At 65.8% G+C, this 17,879-nt stretch carries 12 protein-coding genes; 5 read left to right on the forward strand and 7 right to left on the reverse strand.

The window, feature by feature from the left end; genetic code table 11:
• Positions 1–78: 78 nt before the first annotated feature.
• Entirely contained in the window at positions 79–1,551 is a 1,473-nt protein-coding gene (sufB, locus tag FQV39_RS04115) for a Fe-S cluster assembly protein SufB (protein WP_149129146.1), read from the reverse strand.
• A 59-nt stretch (positions 1,552–1,610) separates the two neighbouring features.
• On the reverse strand, positions 1,611–2,816 hold the full coding sequence (locus tag FQV39_RS04120) for a cysteine desulfurase family protein (RefSeq protein ID WP_149133646.1): 1,206 nt from the start codon (positions 2,814–2,816) through the stop codon (positions 1,611–1,613).
• A gap of 289 nt (positions 2,817–3,105) precedes the next feature.
• On the opposite strand from FQV39_RS04120, the gene FQV39_RS04125 reads away from it, so the two are divergent.
• Positions 3,106–3,777: an alpha/beta hydrolase gene (locus tag FQV39_RS04125; RefSeq protein WP_149129147.1), complete on the forward strand. Its 672-nt coding sequence runs from the start codon at positions 3,106–3,108 to the stop codon at positions 3,775–3,777.
• A 9-nt stretch (positions 3,778–3,786) separates the two neighbouring features.
• On the opposite strand, the gene gcvA is transcribed toward FQV39_RS04125, so the two are convergent.
• The gene (gene gcvA / locus FQV39_RS04130) at positions 3,787–4,740 is read right to left on the reverse strand and encodes a transcriptional regulator GcvA (RefSeq protein WP_149129148.1); all 954 of its coding nucleotides are present in this window, start codon (positions 4,738–4,740) and stop codon (positions 3,787–3,789) included.
• Positions 4,741–4,862: 122 nt separating this feature from the next.
• Between gcvA and FQV39_RS04135 the strand changes: the two genes are divergently transcribed.
• Both FQV39_RS04135 and tyrS read left to right on the forward strand, forming a co-directional pair.
• Complete coding sequence (locus FQV39_RS04135; RefSeq protein WP_149129149.1) at positions 4,863–5,090, forward strand: YjiS-like domain-containing protein; 228 nt, start codon at positions 4,863–4,865, stop codon at positions 5,088–5,090.
• A gap of 93 nt (positions 5,091–5,183) precedes the next feature.
• Entirely contained in the window at positions 5,184–6,428 is a 1,245-nt protein-coding gene (gene tyrS / locus FQV39_RS04140; protein ID WP_149129150.1) for a tyrosine--tRNA ligase, read from the forward strand.
• A gap of 224 nt (positions 6,429–6,652) precedes the next feature.
• On the opposite strand, the gene FQV39_RS04145 is transcribed toward tyrS, so the two are convergent.
• Positions 6,653–10,096 (reverse strand): YhdP family protein, encoded by a 3,444-nt coding sequence (locus FQV39_RS04145; RefSeq protein ID WP_187640160.1) that lies wholly within the window; start codon positions 10,094–10,096, stop codon positions 6,653–6,655.
• A 222-nt stretch (positions 10,097–10,318) separates the two neighbouring features.
• Here FQV39_RS04145 and FQV39_RS04150 point away from each other — a divergent pair, with 222 nt between their 5' ends.
• Both FQV39_RS04150 and FQV39_RS04155 read left to right on the forward strand, forming a co-directional pair.
• Entirely contained in the window at positions 10,319–10,783 is a 465-nt protein-coding gene (locus FQV39_RS04150) for a peroxiredoxin (RefSeq protein ID WP_149129152.1), read from the forward strand.
• An 82-nt stretch (positions 10,784–10,865) separates the two neighbouring features.
• Positions 10,866–12,173, forward strand: a complete 1,308-nt coding sequence (locus FQV39_RS04155) for a peptidoglycan DD-metalloendopeptidase family protein (protein WP_149129153.1) — start codon at positions 10,866–10,868, stop codon at positions 12,171–12,173.
• Positions 12,174–12,363: 190 nt separating this feature from the next.
• Here FQV39_RS04155 and prfB read toward each other — a convergent pair.
• From prfB to FQV39_RS04170, 3 genes are all read right to left on the reverse strand, one after another.
• Positions 12,364–13,492, reverse strand: a protein-coding gene (gene prfB / locus FQV39_RS04160) for a peptide chain release factor 2 (protein ID WP_149129154.1) whose coding sequence is annotated in 2 segments (ribosomal slippage) — positions 12,364–13,422 and positions 13,424–13,492 — 1,128 coding nt in all. Because the reading frame shifts where the segments join, the coding sequence is not laid out codon by codon here.
• A gap of 265 nt (positions 13,493–13,757) precedes the next feature.
• Positions 13,758–16,205, reverse strand: coding sequence for a penicillin-binding protein 1A (locus FQV39_RS04165; protein ID WP_149129155.1), 2,448 nt, complete (start codon positions 16,203–16,205; stop codon positions 13,758–13,760).
• Between the two features lie 296 nt (positions 16,206–16,501).
• Positions 16,502–17,764 carry an N-acetylmuramoyl-L-alanine amidase gene (locus tag FQV39_RS04170; RefSeq protein ID WP_149129156.1) on the reverse strand — a complete coding sequence of 421 codons (1,263 nt, stop codon included), beginning with the start codon at positions 17,762–17,764 and terminating at the stop codon, positions 16,502–16,504.
• Positions 17,765–17,879: the final 115 nt, after the last annotated feature.

A 17,879-nucleotide genomic window follows, 5' to 3' on the forward strand; every position in this document is an offset into this window, starting at 1 on the left:
CCCTGTGCCGAGCATCCACGACTTGAGCATTCGAAAGAAAGACGTGGATGGTCGGGACAAGCCCGACCATGACGGGTCTCAGCCGACCGAGCCTTCCAGCGAGATCGTGATCAGCTTCTGCGCCTCGACGGCAAACTCCATCGGGAGCTGCTGCAGCACCTCCTTGACGAAGCCGTTGACGATCAGCGCCACCGCTTCCTCCTCGGAGAGGCCGCGCTGCTGGCAGTAGAAGAGCTGGTCCTCGCCGATCTTCGAGGTCGTGGCCTCGTGTTCGAAGATCGCGGTCGCGGTCTTGGCCTCGATATAGGGGATGGTGTGCGCGCCGCACTGGTCGCCGATCAGCAGCGAGTCGCAGTTGGTGAAATTGCGCGCGCCGGTCGCCTTGCGGTGGGCCGAGACCAGGCCGCGATAGGTCGAGTCCGACTTGCCGGCGGCGATGCCCTTGGCGATGATCTTCGAGGTCGTGTTCTTGCCGAGATGGATCATCTTGGTGCCGGAATCGACCTGCTGCATGCCGTTCGACACCGCGATCGAGTAGAACTCGCCGCGCGAGCCGTCGCCGCGCAGGATGCAGGACGGGTATTTCCAGGTGATCGCCGAGCCGGTCTCGACCTGGGTCCACGAAATCTTCGCGTGCTTGCCGCGGCAGTCGCCGCGCTTGGTCACGAAATTGTAGATGCCGCCCTTGCCCTCGGCATCGCCGGGGAACCAGTTCTGCACGGTCGAGTACTTGATCTCGGCATCGTCGAGCGCGATCAGCTCGACCACGGCGGCGTGGAGCTGGTTCTCGTCGCGCTTCGGCGCCGTGCAGCCTTCGAGATAGCTGACATAGGCGCCCTCGTCGGCGATGATCAGCGTGCGCTCGAACTGGCCGGTGTTCTGCTCGTTGATGCGGAAGTAGGTCGAGAGCTCCATCGGGCAGCGCACGCCCTTGGGGATGTAGACGAAGGACCCGTCGGTGAAGACCGCGCTGTTGAGCGTGGCGAAGTAGTTGTCCGTCACCGGGACCACGGTCGCGAGGTACTTCTTCACCAGCTCCGGATGCTCCTGGATCGCTTCCGAGATCGAGCAGAAGATCACGCCCGCCTTGGCGAGCTCCTCCTTGAAGGTCGTCACCACCGAGACGGAATCGAACACCGCATCGACCGCGACGCGGTTCTCCGGCGTGACGCCGGCGAGGATTTCCTGCTCGCGCAGCGGAATGCCGAGCTTCTTGTAGGTGTCGAGAATCGCCGGATCGACCTCGTCGAGGGACTTCGGCGAAGCGCCCTTCTTCGGCGCCGCATAATAATACAGGTCCTGATAGTCGATCGGCGGATACTGCACGCGCGACCAGACCGGCTCCGTCATGGTCTTCCAGCGGCGGAAGGCATCGAGCCGCCACTCCAGCATCCATTCCGGCTCGTTCTTGCGGGCCGAGATATAGCGGACCGTGTCCTCGGTGAGGCCCTTGGCCGGCTTCTCGACCTCGAGCTCCGTGACGAAGCCGTATTTGTACTCGGTCACGTCGATCGACTTGACCTGATCGATGGTCTCCTGGACCGCTGCCATGTTCAGTCTCCTGTCGCGGGTTCAAGGCCCGCCGGTTCAGTCTTCGTGTTGCGGAACGCTCAGGCGGCAGCCCGGGCGTTCCGATCGGTATCCGCGGCCACGAGCTTGCCGTAGGCCGCGAGGAAAAGATCGATATCCGCCTCGCAGGTGGTCCATCCGAGCGAGGCCCGCAAGGCCCCCGCGCTCATGGCGGGATCGATTTTCATTGCGTCGAGCACATGCGAGCGCTTGACCTTGCCCGAAGAGCAGGCCGAACCCGAGGACAGCGCGGCCCCGGCCAGATCGAGCTTGATCAGCACGGTCTCGGCCTTGAGGCCCGGCGTCGCGAAGGCGCTGGTGTTGGGCAGGCGCGGTGCCGCCTGGCCGAAAATTGCCGTCTCCGGCGAGAGAGCCGCCAGCCCTGCTTCCAGCCGGTCACGCAGGCGTGCAAGCCGCTCCGCTTCATCAGTCAGAAGCTTGCGCGCGACTTCAGCCGCTGCGCCGAAGCCGATGATTCCCGGCAGGTTTTCGGTTCCGGCGCGCCAGCCGCGCTCCTGCCCGCCGCCGCGCATCGGCTTGTCGGCGAGTTCGAGTGCGCCGGTGCGGAAGATGATGGCGCCGACGCCCTTCGGCCCGCCGATCTTATGCGCCGAGAGCGTCAGCACGTCGGCGCCCAGCGCCATGATGTCGATTGCGATCTTGCCGGCCGCCTGCACGGCGTCGCTGTGCAGCAGGCCGCCATGGCGATGCACGATCTCGGCCGCCTCGGTGATCGGCTGGATGACTCCGGTTTCGTTGTTGGCGAGATGGATCGAGACCAGCGCCCGTGCGCCGGGGTGATCCGCCACGAAGCGTGCGAGCCGTTCGTCGAGCCAGGCGAGATCGAGCAGACCGTTCCCGTCGACCGGGATCGCCTCGGCCGCCCCGGCCGGGAAACGGTGCCCGTCGCGTACACAGGCATGCTCGCTCGCGCTGTGGAGCAAAAGCGTAGCAGGCGTACGAACGCAGTCGCGGCCTCCATCGCAATCCATCAGGCTGGGCGAAAGCACCGTGACATTGGCCTCGGTGCCGCCGCTGGTGAACACGACATTCGAAGCCTTGGCCCCGACGAGCGCTGCGACCTGCTCGCGCGCCCGCTCCAGCGCGCCGCGCGCAGCCCGACCCTCACCATGGACGGAGGACGGATTGCCCGGCAGCGAAAGCGCATGTGCGACCGCATCCATCACCTCCGGTCGGACCGGGGTGGTGGCGTTGTGGTCGAGATAGGCGCGTCCCGCCGTCACGATCCTGCCTCCTCCATCATCATTGCCTGGCTCGTCGATACGAAATGCTTGAAATCGCACCTGTGCGCCGTGCTATAGCCGCCCATCCGAACCGGCCGGAACGGTCGAAACGCGGTTCGCTCAGGCGATCCATCGTTTTGTTCCCGACTTGTTCACGGCTGTTAGAACTATTCTAAGCGCCCTTCATCTAGGGCGCGCATGGTGGCGCCGTCAAGGGTGGCCGGGTTTCGAGCAGGCATGCGCCCGCTTTCTGCCCGCTCAAGCCGGTGCTGCCGCAAGAAGCGGTGAGACGATGCCAGAGGTAATCTTCAACGGGCCCGCAGGCCGTATCGAGGGCCGCTACCAGCCCGCCAAGAAGCGCGGTGCGCCGCTGGCGATCATCCTGCACCCGCACCCGCAGTTCGGCGGGACGATGAACAACCAGATCGTCTACAACCTGTTCTACACCTTCGTGAACCGCGGCTTCTCGGCGCTGCGCTTCAATTTCCGCGGCGTCGGCCGCAGCCAGGGCCAGTTCGACCACGGCGCCGGCGAACTCTCGGACGCCGCTGCCGCGCTCGACTGGATGCAGGCGCTCAACCCAGAGGCCAAGAGCTGCTGGATCGCCGGCGTCTCCTTCGGCGCCTGGATCGGCATGCAGCTGCTGATGCGCCGCCCGGAGATCGAAGGCTTCCTGTCGATCGCGGCGATGGCGAACCGCTACGATTTCTCGTTCCTGGCGCCCTGCCCGTCCTCGGGCCTGTTCGTCCACGGCTCGGAGGACCGCGTCGCTCCGGTCAAGGAGGTCATGGCGGTGATCGAGAAGGTGAAGACCCAGAAGGGCATCCAGATCGAGCACGCCGTCGTCGACGGCGCCAACCACTTCTTCGACGGCCGCGTCGAGCAGCTCATGGAGCAGGTCGGCGTCTATCTCGACCGCAAGGTCGGCCCCGAGATCCTCAAGTCCGAGCAGGAACAGGCCTGATCCTGACGATCAGACGGCCGGGGCGGTGACGTCCCGGCTCCCACCGCGGACAGGCAACTTCATGCAGGCTGCCCTCGCCTCCGCCAACGCCCAATCGCGGAATAGCCTGATCTTGCGCTCGCGCTGGCGTTCGCGGGGATAGACGATCCAGTAGGCCCGCTCGTCGCGGACGACATGGTTCACGGCGAAGACGAGCCGACCCGCCGCGATATCGTAGGCGAAAAGCTCCGGTACGGCCATCGCGACACCATGTCCGCGCAGCGCAGCCTGGATGTTCATGGCCTGCATCTGCAGCGCCATCGTCGATCTGCCACCGAGTTTAGGTGCGTCGATGCCGATATCGGCGAACCAGATCTTCCAGAAATCATCGCCGGGGCTGAGCAGTGGTGCGCGGAGCAGATCCGCGGGCTCACGCAATTGCAGCCGCTCGCGCAGCTCCGGGGTGCACAGCGGCGCGAAGTGGCATGCGAAAAGCTTGTCCGCCACCAGTCCGGGCCAGTCGCCGAGCCCGTAGCGTAGGGCTAGATCGACCGATTCCGTCGCGAAATCGACGAGATGCTCCGTCGTTCCCACCCGCACCTCGAATTGCGGGTTCTCGATCTGGAACTGGGCAAGACGCGGAGAGAGCCAGTTGATCGCCATCGTCTGGAGCGACGAGATCGTCAGGACCGTCTGGTTCTCCTCGCAGAGGTTCCGAAACACTGTGCCGATATCGGCGAGCGCTTTCGCCACCGGTCCGGCGAGCCGTTGGCCAATCGCCGTCAGCACGACCTGGCGCGGCTGGCGCACGAACAGCGGCGCGCCGACACGGTCCTCCAGCAGCCGGATCTGATAGCTCACCGCGGCCTGCGTCATGCCGAGCTCTTCGGCGGCGCGGGTGAAGTTCTGGTGGCGTGCCGCAGCCTCGAAGACGCGGACCGCTGCAAGAGGTGGAAGCTTTGGTGGCGGCGGCTGCGCGGGCATGTCGAAGCATAAGCTGTGTTTATGGCAGGTGACAATCTTCCGCTTTGTGACGGCGCCGCGGCTCGTCCAGATTCGAACTCACATCAGCGGGCGCCATCGCCCGCCTTTCCGAGGATCGGATCATGACTTGCCTGTCGCAAACGCCACCGCTCGCCCCGCAGAGCGGCGCTTCCCCCTTACTCGGCTGGCTGGCGGCCTGGCAGCGCGCCTTCGCCGCCGCCCGAGCGCAGCGCTATCTCGCGACGCTGGACGATCGTGCGCTTTGCGATCTCGGATTGTCGCGCGAACTCGTCGACCCACCGCGCCCTTGCGACCCTTCAGGGCTGTGGCTCAGCCGCGTGCCCGGGTGAGCCCGGAGGTGCTTTTGCCGCAAAAGCGGTTTCCACTTTGGCGGAACATGCTCTAGACGACGGCGGACCGACAAACGCCAGATCGCAGCTGCCATGACCACCTTCAAATCCGACCTGCTTCGCACCCTCTCGGAGCGCGGCTACGTCCATCAGATCTCCGATCCGGAAGGGCTGGATGCGGCTGCGCTGAAGGGGCCGATCAGCGCCTATATCGGCTTCGACGCGACGGCGAGCTCGCTCCATGCCGGCTCGCTGATCCAGATCATGATGCTGCACTGGATGCAGGCGACCGGGCACAAGCCGATCGCGCTGATGGGCGGCGGCACCTCGATGGTCGGCGACCCCTCCTTCAAGGAGGAATCGCGCAAGCTGCTGACGGTCGCGGACATCGAGCGCAATCTGCTGGGCATCAAGCGCGTCTTCGCGCGCTATCTCGACTTCGACGGCCCGGCGACGATGATGAATAACGCCGACTGGCTGCTGGGGCTGAACTACCTCGAATTCCTACGCGATGTCGGCCGCCATTTCTCGGTCAACCGCATGCTGTCCTTCGACAGCGTGAAGATGCGGCTCGACCGCGAGCAGTCGCTGTCCTTCCTGGAATTCAACTACATGATCCTCCAGGCCTACGACTTCGTCGAGCTCAACAAGCGCACCGGCTGCATCCTGCAGATGGGCGGCTCCGATCAGTGGGGCAATATCGTCAACGGCATCGACCTCGGCCACCGCATGGCGAATGTCCAGCTCTACGCCCTGACCTCGCCGTTGCTGACCACGGCCTCCGGCGGCAAGATGGGCAAGACCGCTTCCGGGGCTGTCTGGCTCAATGACGACCTGATGAGTCCCTATGAGTTCTGGCAGTACTGGCGCAACACCGAGGACGCCGATGTCGAGCGCTTCCTGAAGCTCTACACCACGCTGCCGATGGCGGAGATCGCCAAGCTCGCAGCCCTGGGCGGCGCCGAGATCAACGACGCCAAGAAGGTGCTGGCAACCGAGGTGACGGCCCTGCTGCACGGCCGCGAGGCCGCCGAGGCTGCCGCCGAGACGGCGCGCAAAACCTTCGAGGAAGGCGAGCTCGCTGCGGACCTGCCGAGTGTCGCGATCGCCCGTGGCGAGATCGAGCCCGGGCTCGGCGTGTTGACCGCCTTCGTCAAGGCTGGGCTCGTGCCCTCGACGGGCGAGGCCCGCCGTCAGGTCAAGGCGGGCGGGTTGCGCGTCAACGATGCGGTGGTGTCCGACGAGCGCGCGATACTCAGCCTCGGCGACCTGTCGTCGGAAGGCGTGGTCAAGCTTTCCTTCGGCAAGAAGAAGCACGTGCTGCTACGGCCGGAATAGGCCGCCGTCGCGGCGGCGAGGCTCGAGTCTTTGCACGGAACAACGCCGTCATTCCGGGGCGGCCCTTGGGCCGAGCCCGGAACCCATGAACACGACGCTCCAGAGAGGGCCGGACCGGCTCGGAGCACTCTTCCTGCTGAGACGGTGTTCATGGGTTCCGGGCTCAGGCCTTCGGCCTGCCCTGGAATGACGGCGGTGACCTAAGGCAGGCGGACGCGGCCGCCTCAGCGCGGCTGCGCCTGGCTAGGCTGGAGCGGGCGCTGTGCCGGCGCGCCGCCGAGCGGATCGACGAAGCGGCGCAGGATCCCGGGTGCGATCGCCGAGAGCGGGTTGATCGTCATGGTCGGCGCGCTCGCCGGGCCCGAAATCCGGAAGTTCACGGCGAACAGACCGCCATACTGGCTGCCGCCGCCAAGCAGGGCGCCGACCACCGGCACCTGGGCGAAGGCGTTATTGAAGGCGTACCCCGGCACGAAGGTGCCGCCGATATCGACCCGGTCACGCCCGTAATCGACATGGCCCTGCAGGGTGAAGCCGACCTGCTGGCCCCAGATCACCATCTCGGAAACGTCGAGCCGGCTGGTCGAACGGGTGAACTCCGCCTTGAGCTTGGTGAAGGCGACCTCGGAGGTATCGATACGCTGCTCCTCGGCGCGATCTCCCGAGAAGGCGTTTGCGGATTGAGCACCGACCACGCGACGCAGAGCCGGCTCGTCGCGCACGATGAAGTTCCGAAACGTCAGATCGCCGCTCTGGCTTGCTCCCGAGCCCATGGTCAAGACGAGATCGCCGCCATGGGCCCGGTTGTAGAGATCGAGGAAGCGCAGGAGCGAGCCGCCATTCTCGGATTGAACGACGAGGCGCTCACCCTGCCGGCCTTGGCGCGCCGTCACATCGGCCTTGCCGATCCGCCCCTGGAAGTTTGCCGACCGCACCTCGCCGCCCCGCTTGGAGAGCTTGAGCGTGCCGTTGGTAATGGCCTCGTTGTTGAAGCCGGTCAGGATCGGCACATCGAGATCGATGTCGTAGTCTCCATCCTTGGACCCCGCCTTGTCTCCGCCCTTGGACGAAGGGGCTGCGCCCTGGATATCCTTGATGAAGGGGCGCAGATCCGCGACGGCGCCGCGCACCGCGAGCTTGGTGACGTTGCCGTCCCGCTTCGCGTCGAGCTTCAGATTGTCGCCGGGAGAGATCCGGAACTGCGAGAGATTGGCGGCATCGAGGCCGTTCTGCCTGTTCAGCTCTACCCGCCCCTTGATCAGGGCGGGGGCCGCATCGAGCGTGAAGTCCTCCAGATCCGGCCCGTCAGGACTGGAGACGTAGAGGAAGCTGATCTTGCCTGCGCGGCCGGCCGGCTTGCTCAGACCCGGAACGACTCCCTCGAGCCCCACCTTGGTCAGATCGATCTCGACGCGCGGCGGCCCATCGCCAGCCTTGCCGAGAACCTTCGTGACCTTCACGGGAAGCGTGCCCGAAATGCCTGAATCCGCACCGAAGCCACGCCGCTGCCGAGCCGCGGCGTCGAGGCTGAGTTGCAGGGTGGCTTCGCCCTGCCCCTTGCCGTTCTGCTTCAATTCGATGGTGCCCTTGTCGCCGCCGATGCGGGCATCGCCCTTCAGAGAGAGACCGTTGCGATCGACATTGACGGAAAGATTGCCGCCTTCGAGCTTCTCCGTGCCCAGAAGCGTATCCGAGCTGACATTCGTCAGCGTGCCCGAGGCGGTTACCGTGACTTCATCCGGCTTCAGGTCGTTCGCGAGCGGCAAGGTTATAGCGACCTTGAGATCACTCGTACCCTTGATGGCGCCCGGATCGATCTGGCCCAGATTGAAATCCTTGAGCGCCGGGAAGGCGAAGAGCGCGGCCAGCGCATCCATCGAGCCCTGCGAACGAAAACCGATGCGGGCCGGGGCCCGGTGCACGGCGTAGTCGGGCATGGCGAAGCTGCCTTCGCCGAGCTGCAGCTGCCGTCCATTGCCGAGTTCGGCGGTGGCATTGCCGATCGCCAGTTGCACGGTCCGTCCCGTCACCTTGCCGGTGACAGTCGCATCCGCCAGCGGCGGCAGGCCGGGATCGGGCAGATAGCGGACCTGATTGGCATCGATCAGCACAGTAAGGGCGCCGTCGGGCAGTCCGTGACCTCGAATCAGGCGGGCATGATCCGCCGCCGGCAGGTCGAGAGCGACGGACAGCGACTTCATCCGGCCGGCTGCGAGCTGGTGGTGCAAGGTCTGGTGCACCTGGGGCGAGGTGAACTCCGGCCAGATCGCAAGCAGCGCACGCACATCGGAATCGCTCGCCTTGATCGCGAAGCGCTGCAGCGGAGATTCGCCCTGCTGCTGGATATAGGCCGTCATGTCGACGGTCGCGGCTGGTCCGCGGATCGCCGCCTGCTCGATCGTCACCGCACCGTTGGCCGGGTCGATCTTGACTGCTGCCTTGAGGCTATCGATCCGAACGGCGGCATCCGTGGCATCGAGGCCAGCGAGCTGCCCGCCGGCGTCGATGGCAAGTCGCCAGGCCCCGTTGTCGGCGCGCAGCGAGCCGGTCGCGGTCAGCTGCGTCGCACCAGCCTTGAACTCGGCCTTCTGGATGTCGAGCTGCGTCAGGTCGGCGCCACTGGCCAGTTCGAGATGGACGGCATCGACCGCCAGCGGTGGCATCGGGCTGTCCGGGAAGCGGACGCGTCCGGCGTGGACATCGATCTGCGCGGTGATCGACTTGCGCCCGTCCGGCGTCTGGAGGAGCGTCGCCTTCCCCTGGAGCGGCAGGCCTTCCAGGCTCACCCCTGTCCCCAAAGCCAGCGCCACGATCTCCGCCGGCTCGAAGCGCAGGATGTTGATGTCGGCCCGCTGTGTGCCGTCAGCCTCCGTCGACAGATCAATGGCGATGTCCTTCCAGCGCTGGCCGGTACGCCCCTTCATCGTCAGCCGGGTGCCGCGCTCGCCCGAGCGGGTGAGTCTGATCTCGACATCCTCGAGGCCGGCCTTCTGCTGACCGTCCGGATCGACGAGCGCCAGGCGGGCACCGTTCATGCCGGCGGTTTCCAGCGAACCGAGCAACCCGTCGCCGCGCGCCAGCATCGAGATCGCGCCCATGATGCCGGTGAAGGCGTTCCATTGCGCGGCATCCGGCAGCGCCGGTGTCGGCGGTGTCTCGGCGGGCGCCGAATCGGCACTGACGACGAGGACGCCTTCCTTGTTGACGCCGAGGCGGACATTCACGCCGCGCAGATCGACCGAAACCAGCCGGATATCGCCCTTGAGCAGCGCGAGCGGCTCGTAGCCGAGAACCGCTTCAGGCGCGCGGATGATGGCGCCGCTGGCATGGCGGAACAGAACCTGGCGAACCTTGAGCTGCGAATGTCCATCGGTCCGGCTGAGCTCCGCCGATGCGGCCTCGACCTTCCAACCCGGCCCCAGACGCTCCTCGATCGCTGCGGAAATGCGCCCCTCGAGGCCCGACAACGGGATGATCCCGGTCGCCAGAAGCGTGACCGCAGCGCACGCCAGAACCACGACGGCCACCGTGATCGCGACGCAGATCGTCGCGAGGCCGGCTTTTGCGCCGCGCTTCACGATCTCGACTTCACAGGCTTCGCGCTCGGCTTGCGTTTCAGCACGCCCCGAAGCCGTGGCCCCTACTTCCTCGTCCGCCAAGATCCGCATGGTCCTTTTCGGCGCCGGGCATCGGCCTGCCAGCAGAGTGCGTCTGTTCGCCTCTTGCCGCAATCCCGCCAGACGGCATGCATGTCGATGAGGCCAGACGAAGCGATTCGGCAATCCGGAAAGGACATGCCGCATGCTTCGCTGACCGATGGTATCGCCGGCCTGCCTTGCAGTGTTCCGCGGTCCATGCAGCGAGAAGGCGACGAAAGGAAGGCAGCGGCCATGACATTGCAGGAAGGTAATCCAGCCCCCGATTTCAGGCTGCCGCGCGACGGCGGCGGCGAGGTCAGCCTGTCCGGGCTGCGCGGCCGGAAAGTCGTTCTCTACGCCTATCCGAAGGACAACACCCCGGCCTGCACCGAGGAGGCGATCGCCTTCAACCGCCTGCGCCAGGCCTTCGCGGATTGCGGCACCGAGATCATCGGCGTCTCGCCGGATTCCGTGCAACGTCACGGCAATTTCAAGCGCAAATACGAGCTGGACTTCGCGCTGCTGGCGGATGAGGAGCAGAAGCTTGCTTCGGCCTACGGCATCTGGGTCGAGAAGAGCCTGTACGGCCGCAAGTTCATGGGGATCGAACGGTCGACTTTCCTGATCGACACTGACGGCCGCCTGGCCCGCATCTGGCGCAAGGTCAAGGTCGCCGGCCATGCCGAGGACGTGCTGGCGGCCGCACAGGCCTTGTGAGCCGGCACCGTCCGAGTTTGCGAAAGATTAACCCTAACGATCTCTAATCGCGGCATCGGCAGCGTTCTTTCCGGTTCCGCGTATGCATCATCAGCCACAAACGGGTCCCGCTCTCTCGACCGTCGGCCTGGTCACCCACAAGACCTACACAATCCGCCGCTCGACGATGCTCGCCGGGCTTGCCTGGCTTACCCTGACCACGGCCTGCACCGGTGGCGCCGGCTGGTACATCCTCAGCCGGGACGACCTCGCCGCCCGGCTGATCGCCCGCGAAACCACCCGGCAATATGCCTATGAAGATCGGATCGCCGCCCTGCGCGCCGATATCGACCGCTATGCCAGCCGCGCCCTGCTCGACCAGGACGGTGTCGAATCCCGCGTCGACGAGCTTGCTACCCGGCAGGCGGAACTCGAATCGCGCCAGTCGCTCGTCACCGCCCTCGCCGACACGCTTCAATCCAACGGCCTCGCGCCGGCCGTGAAGCTGCCGCTGCGCGCGAACGTCATCAAGCCGGGCGAGCCGATCCGCGCCTCCGGCGTCACGAGCTTCGCGCCGATCATGCCGAGCAAGCCGATGCCGGCCCCGGAAGCGCCGCCGCTGCGTGGCGCCGAGGCCAATGCCGCCAATGGCTGGCAGTCAGGCGAGGCACCGGCCGAGCCGCCTGCGAAGCGCGTCGAAGCGACGCTGACCCGGCTCGACAAGGCCATGGCCAGCACGTCCGACGCGCAGATCGCCGTGCTGAAGGATATGGACGAGACACTGGCCGCGACCCAGAAGCGGCTGCGTAGCGCCTTGGCGGAAACCGGCCTCGACGCCGAGCGGCTCACGCCTCCGGGCAATGCAGGGGGCGTCGGTGGTCCGTTCGTCCCGGTCAATCTCGATCCCGCCGCCGGCCCCTTCGAGGCGACGCTGACCGCCTTGCAGCCGCGCATGGCCTCGGTCATGCGCCTGCGCGGTGTGATCGATCAGCTCCCCCTCGCCCGGCCGATGGCCGGCGACCACGATTTCACCTCCAATTTCGGCTACCGGACCGACCCCTTCACCCGCGGCCTCGCCATGCATACGGGCGTCGACTTCCGCGCCGAGACGGGCTCCTCGATCCTCGCCACGGCGCCCGGCAAGGTCGTCGCGGCTGAGTACAATGGCGGCTACGGCAACATGGTGGAAGTCGAGCACGCCAACGGCCTGAGCACGCGCTACGCCCATATGTCGGCGATCTCGGTCTCGGTCGGGCAGATCGTGAAGACAGGTTCGGTTCTCGGCCGGGTCGGCTCGACCGGCCGCTCGACCGGCCCGCATCTGCACTACGAGACCCGAATCAACGACGAGCCGGTCGATCCCACGCGCTTCCTGCGTGCCGGCGGCAAGCTCCTCGCCAGCGCGCTCTGAGACGCCGCCCCAACAAAAAAGCCGCGCAACCCGCGCGGCTTTTTCTGCTTCAGGGGGAACGCTGTCATCCCGGCCGGAGCGAAGCGGAGAGCCGGGATCCATGCCTGAACCTCGATGGACACCGCTACGGCATGGATCCCGGGTCAAGCCCGGGATGACGGCGCGGTTCCGGTAGGAAGCCGGCAGCTTCCTAGTCGATGTCCTCGACCTCGACTTCCGTGCCGTAGACGCGCTGGGCCAGCGACGCCTCCATGAAGGGATCGAGATCGCCGTCGAGCACGTCCGAGGGAGCCGTCGAGCTCACGCCGGTGCGCAGGTCCTTCACCAGCTGATAGGGCTGCAGCACATAGGAACGGATCTGGTGGCCCCAGCCGATATCGGTTTTGGAAGCCTGCTCGGCATTGGCCTTCTCTTCGCGCTTCTTCAGCTCGACCTCGTAGAGACGTGCGCGCAGCATCTCCCAGGCCTTGGCCCGGTTCTTGTGCTGCGAGCGTTCCTGCTGACAGGCCACTGCGATACCGCTCGGAATATGCGTGATGCGCACCGCCGAATCGGTCGTATTGATGTGCTGACCGCCGGCACCCTGGGCGCGGTAGGTGTCGATCCGGCAGTCCGACTCCTTCACGTCGATGACGATGCGGTCGTCGACGACGGGATAGACCCAGACTGATGCAAACGAGGTCTGGCGTCTGGCGTTGGAATCGAAAGGCGAGATACGGACGAGCCGGTGCACACCGGATTCCGTCTTCAGCCAGCCATAGGCGTTGTGGCCCTTGAACTGGAGCGTCGCCGATTTGATCCCGGCGGTATCGCCGTCCTGGTATTCGAGCGTCTCGACCTTGAACTTCCGCCGCTCACCCCAGCGCCGGTACATGCGCAGCAGCATCTCGGCCCAGTCCTGGCTCTCGGTGCCGCCCGCGCCGGGATGAATCTCGATATAGGTGTCGAGCATGTCGGCTTCGCCCGAGAGCAGGGTCTCGACCTGAAGGCGAGCTGCTTCGTCCTGAATAGCCTTGATCGCCTGCTCGCCCTCGGTGACGGTGGCGTCATCCTCCTCCATCTCGCCGAGTTCGATCAGCGTCAGCGCATCGTCGAGATCGCGCTCGAGCTTGGTGATGCCCTCGATCTGGGTCTCCAGCGAAGTGCGCTCGCGCATCAGCTTCTGCGCGGCTTCGGCATCGTTCCAGAAATCGGGTCCCTCGGAGAGGGCGTTGAGTTCCGCTAGGCGGCGCTGGGCTTGATCCCAGTCAAAGATGCCTCCTCAGCAGTCCGATCGACTGCTTGGCGTTATCGAGTTGCGTCTGGATTTCGGGGCGCATGATTCCGTCGAAACGTCCTTGTGAGCTCTGTGTTCGAGCGCTGAGATAGGGGTGAATGCGCCGGGTGTAAACGCCCTTGAGGCAAGCCTGTGAAGCACCACAGGTCCCCTCTCCCCTTGCGGGAGAGGGTTAGGGTGAGGGGTCGCGCAGGTCTGGGCGGTTTCGTCGAGAGTTGCAAAACTGGCCGGACCGGCGCGACCCCTCATCCGGCCCTTCGGGCCACCTTCTCCCGCAAGGGGAGAAGGGAAGCCGCGAGCTTCCGAAATCAGTAGAGGCCGCCGGTTCCCGAGCCGATGGCGCGACCACCGCCACCGGGGCCGACGGAAAGCGGCGCGCTGCCGTCACCCGCCGCACCGATCACCGAATAGCTGTCCGGAGGCGCGGTGCCGGGCTTGAAGGCTTCGAGGATGCCGCCCTCGCCGCCAGCCCGCATGCCGCTCTTCGGATCGACGCGGATCAGCTTGATGCCGGCGGGCACGCGGAACGGCGTGGCCGGCTTGTCCTTCAGCGCGACCGTCATGAAGTCGCGGAAGATCGGCGCGGCATACTGGCCGGCGGTGGCCGAGGTGCCGAGCGACTTCGGCTTGTCGAAGCCCATATAGACGCCGACCGCGAGGTCCGGCGAGAAGCCGACGAACCAGACGTCCTTGGCGTCGTTGGTCGTGCCGGTCTTGCCGGCGAGCGGCTTGCCGACCGACTTCACCACCGTCGCCGTGCCGGCGTTGACCACGCCTTCCAGGATCGAGACCATCTGATAGGCGGTCAGCGGATCGAGCACCTGCTCGCGGTTGTCGATCAGGCGCGGCTCCGACTGGTTCGCCCATTTGTCGGCATTGCAGCCTTCGCAGACGCGCTGATCGTGACGATAGATGGTCGTGCCGGTGCGGTCCTGAATGCGGTCGATCAGCGTCGGGCGGATGCGACGGCCGCCATTGACCAGCATCGAATAGCCCGCGGTCATGCGCATCACCGTCGTCTCGCCGGCGCCGAGCGACATCGACAGCACCGGCTGCAGATCGTCATAGATGCCGAAGCGGCGGGCATATTCCGCGATCAGCGGCATGCCGACATCCTTGGCGAGGCGCACCGTCATCAGGTTCTTCGAGAACTGGATGCCGTAGCGCAGCGTGCGCGGCCCGGTGAACTTGCCGTCGTAGTTCTCCGGGCGCCACATGCCGAGGCCCGGGCCCTGGTCGATCTCGATCGGCGCATCGAGCACGATGCTCGACGGGGTGTAGCCGTTGTCGAGCGCCGTCGCGTAGACGAAGGGCTTGAAGGAGGAGCCGGGCTGGCGCAGCGCCTGCGTCGCGCGGTTGAACTCCGACTGGTCATGCGAGAAGCCGCCGACCATGGCGATGACGCGGCCCGAGAACGGGTCCATCACGACGATGGCGCCGTTGACCTCGGGCAGCTGGCGCAGGCGCACATAGCCCGGCCGGCTGTCCATCGGCTCGACATAGACGACATCACCAACCGAAACTGCCTGCGAGACCCGCGCGCGGCGCGTCCACTTGATGCCGTCGGCGGCAAGGGTGACGGTCTGGCGCTCCTTGTTGAGGTGGCCGGCATTGTCGCGCAGCGGATGCAGGCCAAGCTTGGCGCTGTCACCGCTCGATTCGAGCACAACCGCCAAACGCCAGGGCGCGACGTCGCCGAGCACGGGCAGTTCGCCAATCGCGGCGCCCCAGTCGCGACCGGTATCGAGCTTCTGGATCGCGCCGCGCCAGCCGCGCGCCTCGTCAAAGCGCACGAGACCGTCGACGAGCGCCTTGCGTGCCATCAGCTGCGTCTTGGGATCGACGGTGGCGCGCACCGACAGGCCGCCTTCGAGCAGCTTCTTCTCGCCGTAACGGTCCTGAAGCTCGCGCCGGATCTCCTCGGCGAAATAACCGGCTGCAATCTGATTCGGCGAAACCGTGCGCGGATTGACGCCGAGCGGCTGCTTCTTCGCGTCCTCGCCGACCTCGCGCTTGACGTAGCCATTCTCGACCATGCGGTCGATCACGTAGTTGCGGCGCTCGATCGCGCGGTCGCGGTTGCGGAAGGGATGCAGATCGGACGGCGCCTTCGGCAGGGCGGCGAGATAAGCCGCCTCCTGCAGATTGAGCTCATGCACCGACTTGCCGAAATAGTTCAGCGCGGCGGCGGCGATACCGTAGCTGCCCTGCCCCGGCGCCGGCGCGCCGAGATAGATCTCGTTCAGGTAGAGCTCGAGGATCTTGTCCTTCGAATAGGTCGATTCGAGCTTCAGCGCGACGAGCGCCTCACGGATCTTGCGCTCGATCGACTGCTCGGGGCTCAGGAAGAAGTTCTTCGCGACCTGCTGAGTAATGGTCGAGGCGCCCTGCGGCCGGCGATTGGCGCTGCGGTTGCGATAGTTGGAGATCGCGGCGCGGACCAGGCCTTCCGGATCGACGCCCATATGCTTGTAGAAGTTCTTGTCCTCGGCCGAGATATAGGCGTCGACGACGAGCTTCGGCACGGCCTGGATCGGCAAATAGAGGCGGCGCTCGCGGGCATATTCGGCGATCAAGCTGCCGTCGCCCGCATGCACGCGGGTCATCACCGGCGGCTCGTAATTCCGGAGCTGGGCGTAGTCGGGCAGGTCCTGCGAATAATGCCAGATCAGGCCGCCGGCCAAGGCAGCACCGATCACGAAGGCGATCGCACCGGCGGCGAACAACCATCCGAAGATTCGCAGAATGAACCGCATCTCAGGCCTTGGACCCCATCTCTGCCACCCGACGGGCGCCAAATCGGGGCGCGTCGCAAATCAGAGCTATAACATGACGTAGATGGCGGAACCGTGGCCTTGTGACCACATTCCGCATGATCCGACAATGGGTCGGAACGAGAGCATGCTGCGTTTTCATGGAAGCGCGGGTCATCCCGGACGTAGCGAAGCGGAGATCCGGGATCCATGCCTGAACCCTCATCGGAAGCGCTCTAGCATGGATCCCGGGTCAAGCCCGGGATGACGGGATGTTTCCGCGCAAAAATCAGCAGGCTCTAGTTGCGATTTTCCGCAGCCTTGCCGACGGAGGCACGCTCCCGCGCGAAATAGTCGTCGACTGCAGCGGACACCGCCGTCACGGCCTTGCCGCGCCATTCGGGGGAATTGAGCAGTTCGGCATCCTTCGGGCTCGACATGTAGCCGAGCTCGATCAGCACCGAAGGCACGTCCGGCGCGCTCAGCACCCAGAAACGCGCCGAGCGCAGCGGGATCTTGTGCATCTTGATCGAGCCGCCGAGCTTCTCGACGAGGTTGCGGGCAAAGACACCGGTGAAGGTCCGCGTCTCGCGCCGCGCCAGATCCATCAGGATGCCAGCGACATCCTGCACTTCCTCGCGCGTCTCCAGACCTGCCGCCGCATCCGCCTCGTTTTCCTTGGCGGCGAGCTTGGCCGCCTCGGCGTCGGTCGCCCGCTCGGAGCGGGTATAGACGGTGGCTCCGCGCACATCCTGTGCCTGCATCAGCGAATCGGCATGGATCGAGATGAACAGGTCGGCCTGCTCGTTGCGCCCCGTCTGCACCCTGTCCGAGAGCGAGACGAAGCGGTCGTCATCGCGCGTCAGCACGACGCGATAGCGGCCGGAGGCTTCGAGCTGCTCCTTGAGCGCCTTGCCGAAAGCGAGCACGACCGCTTTCTCGGAGATGGAAGCAACCATGGTGCCGGGGTCGATGCCGCCATGGCCGGGATCGATGACGACGATGCGGCGCGTCTCGCCGGGGGGCTTGGCGGGAGCCACGGAGGGCGGCGTCTCCTGAGGCTTCCTAGCCTTGGCCGCCTCGGCCTGGAAATCGGCGCGCACGGCCTTCTTCAATTCGATCGTGAGCTCGCCGAAACCGCCGCGCACGGGCTTCACCTCGGTCCTGGTGATCGTGGCGGGCTGCGAGAGATCGATGATGATTCGGGCCTTGTCGGCGGTGAAGAGGCCGTAGCGATAGGCGCTGACGAAGCCGGCCGTCTTCCTGGCATTGCCCTGGATCTGGAAATTGGTCGACGGCATCTCGACGATGACGCGGTCGGGCGAGGCCTGCACCCAGGCCTCCACGTCGACCGTCGCGGACAGCGTCATGGTCAGACGCACGCTTTCGCCGCTCTGCTCGAGGCGAGCGTCGGTCGCGACCGGATACTCGTTCTGCGGTTTGCTCTCGCTGCGAGCCGGCCCAGAGGCGAGCGCGAGGCCGCACGCAAAGGCGATCAGGGCGGCGCTCCGCAGGAATGTGCGGGACGGCCGACCTTCAGAACCCTGAACAGCGTGGCGCATGCGCGAAAACAGCTGAAAAATCCCGTTCGATATTACCAAGGCTTAACCATAACGGGGGTGAAATCTTAAGAGGCGGTTACCACCTCTTGGAGAGGGCGTGAACCGCTCGGGGACG

Source organism: Bosea sp. F3-2 (genome assembly GCF_008253865.1).
Taxonomy (GTDB): domain Bacteria; phylum Pseudomonadota; class Alphaproteobacteria; order Rhizobiales; family Beijerinckiaceae; genus Allobosea.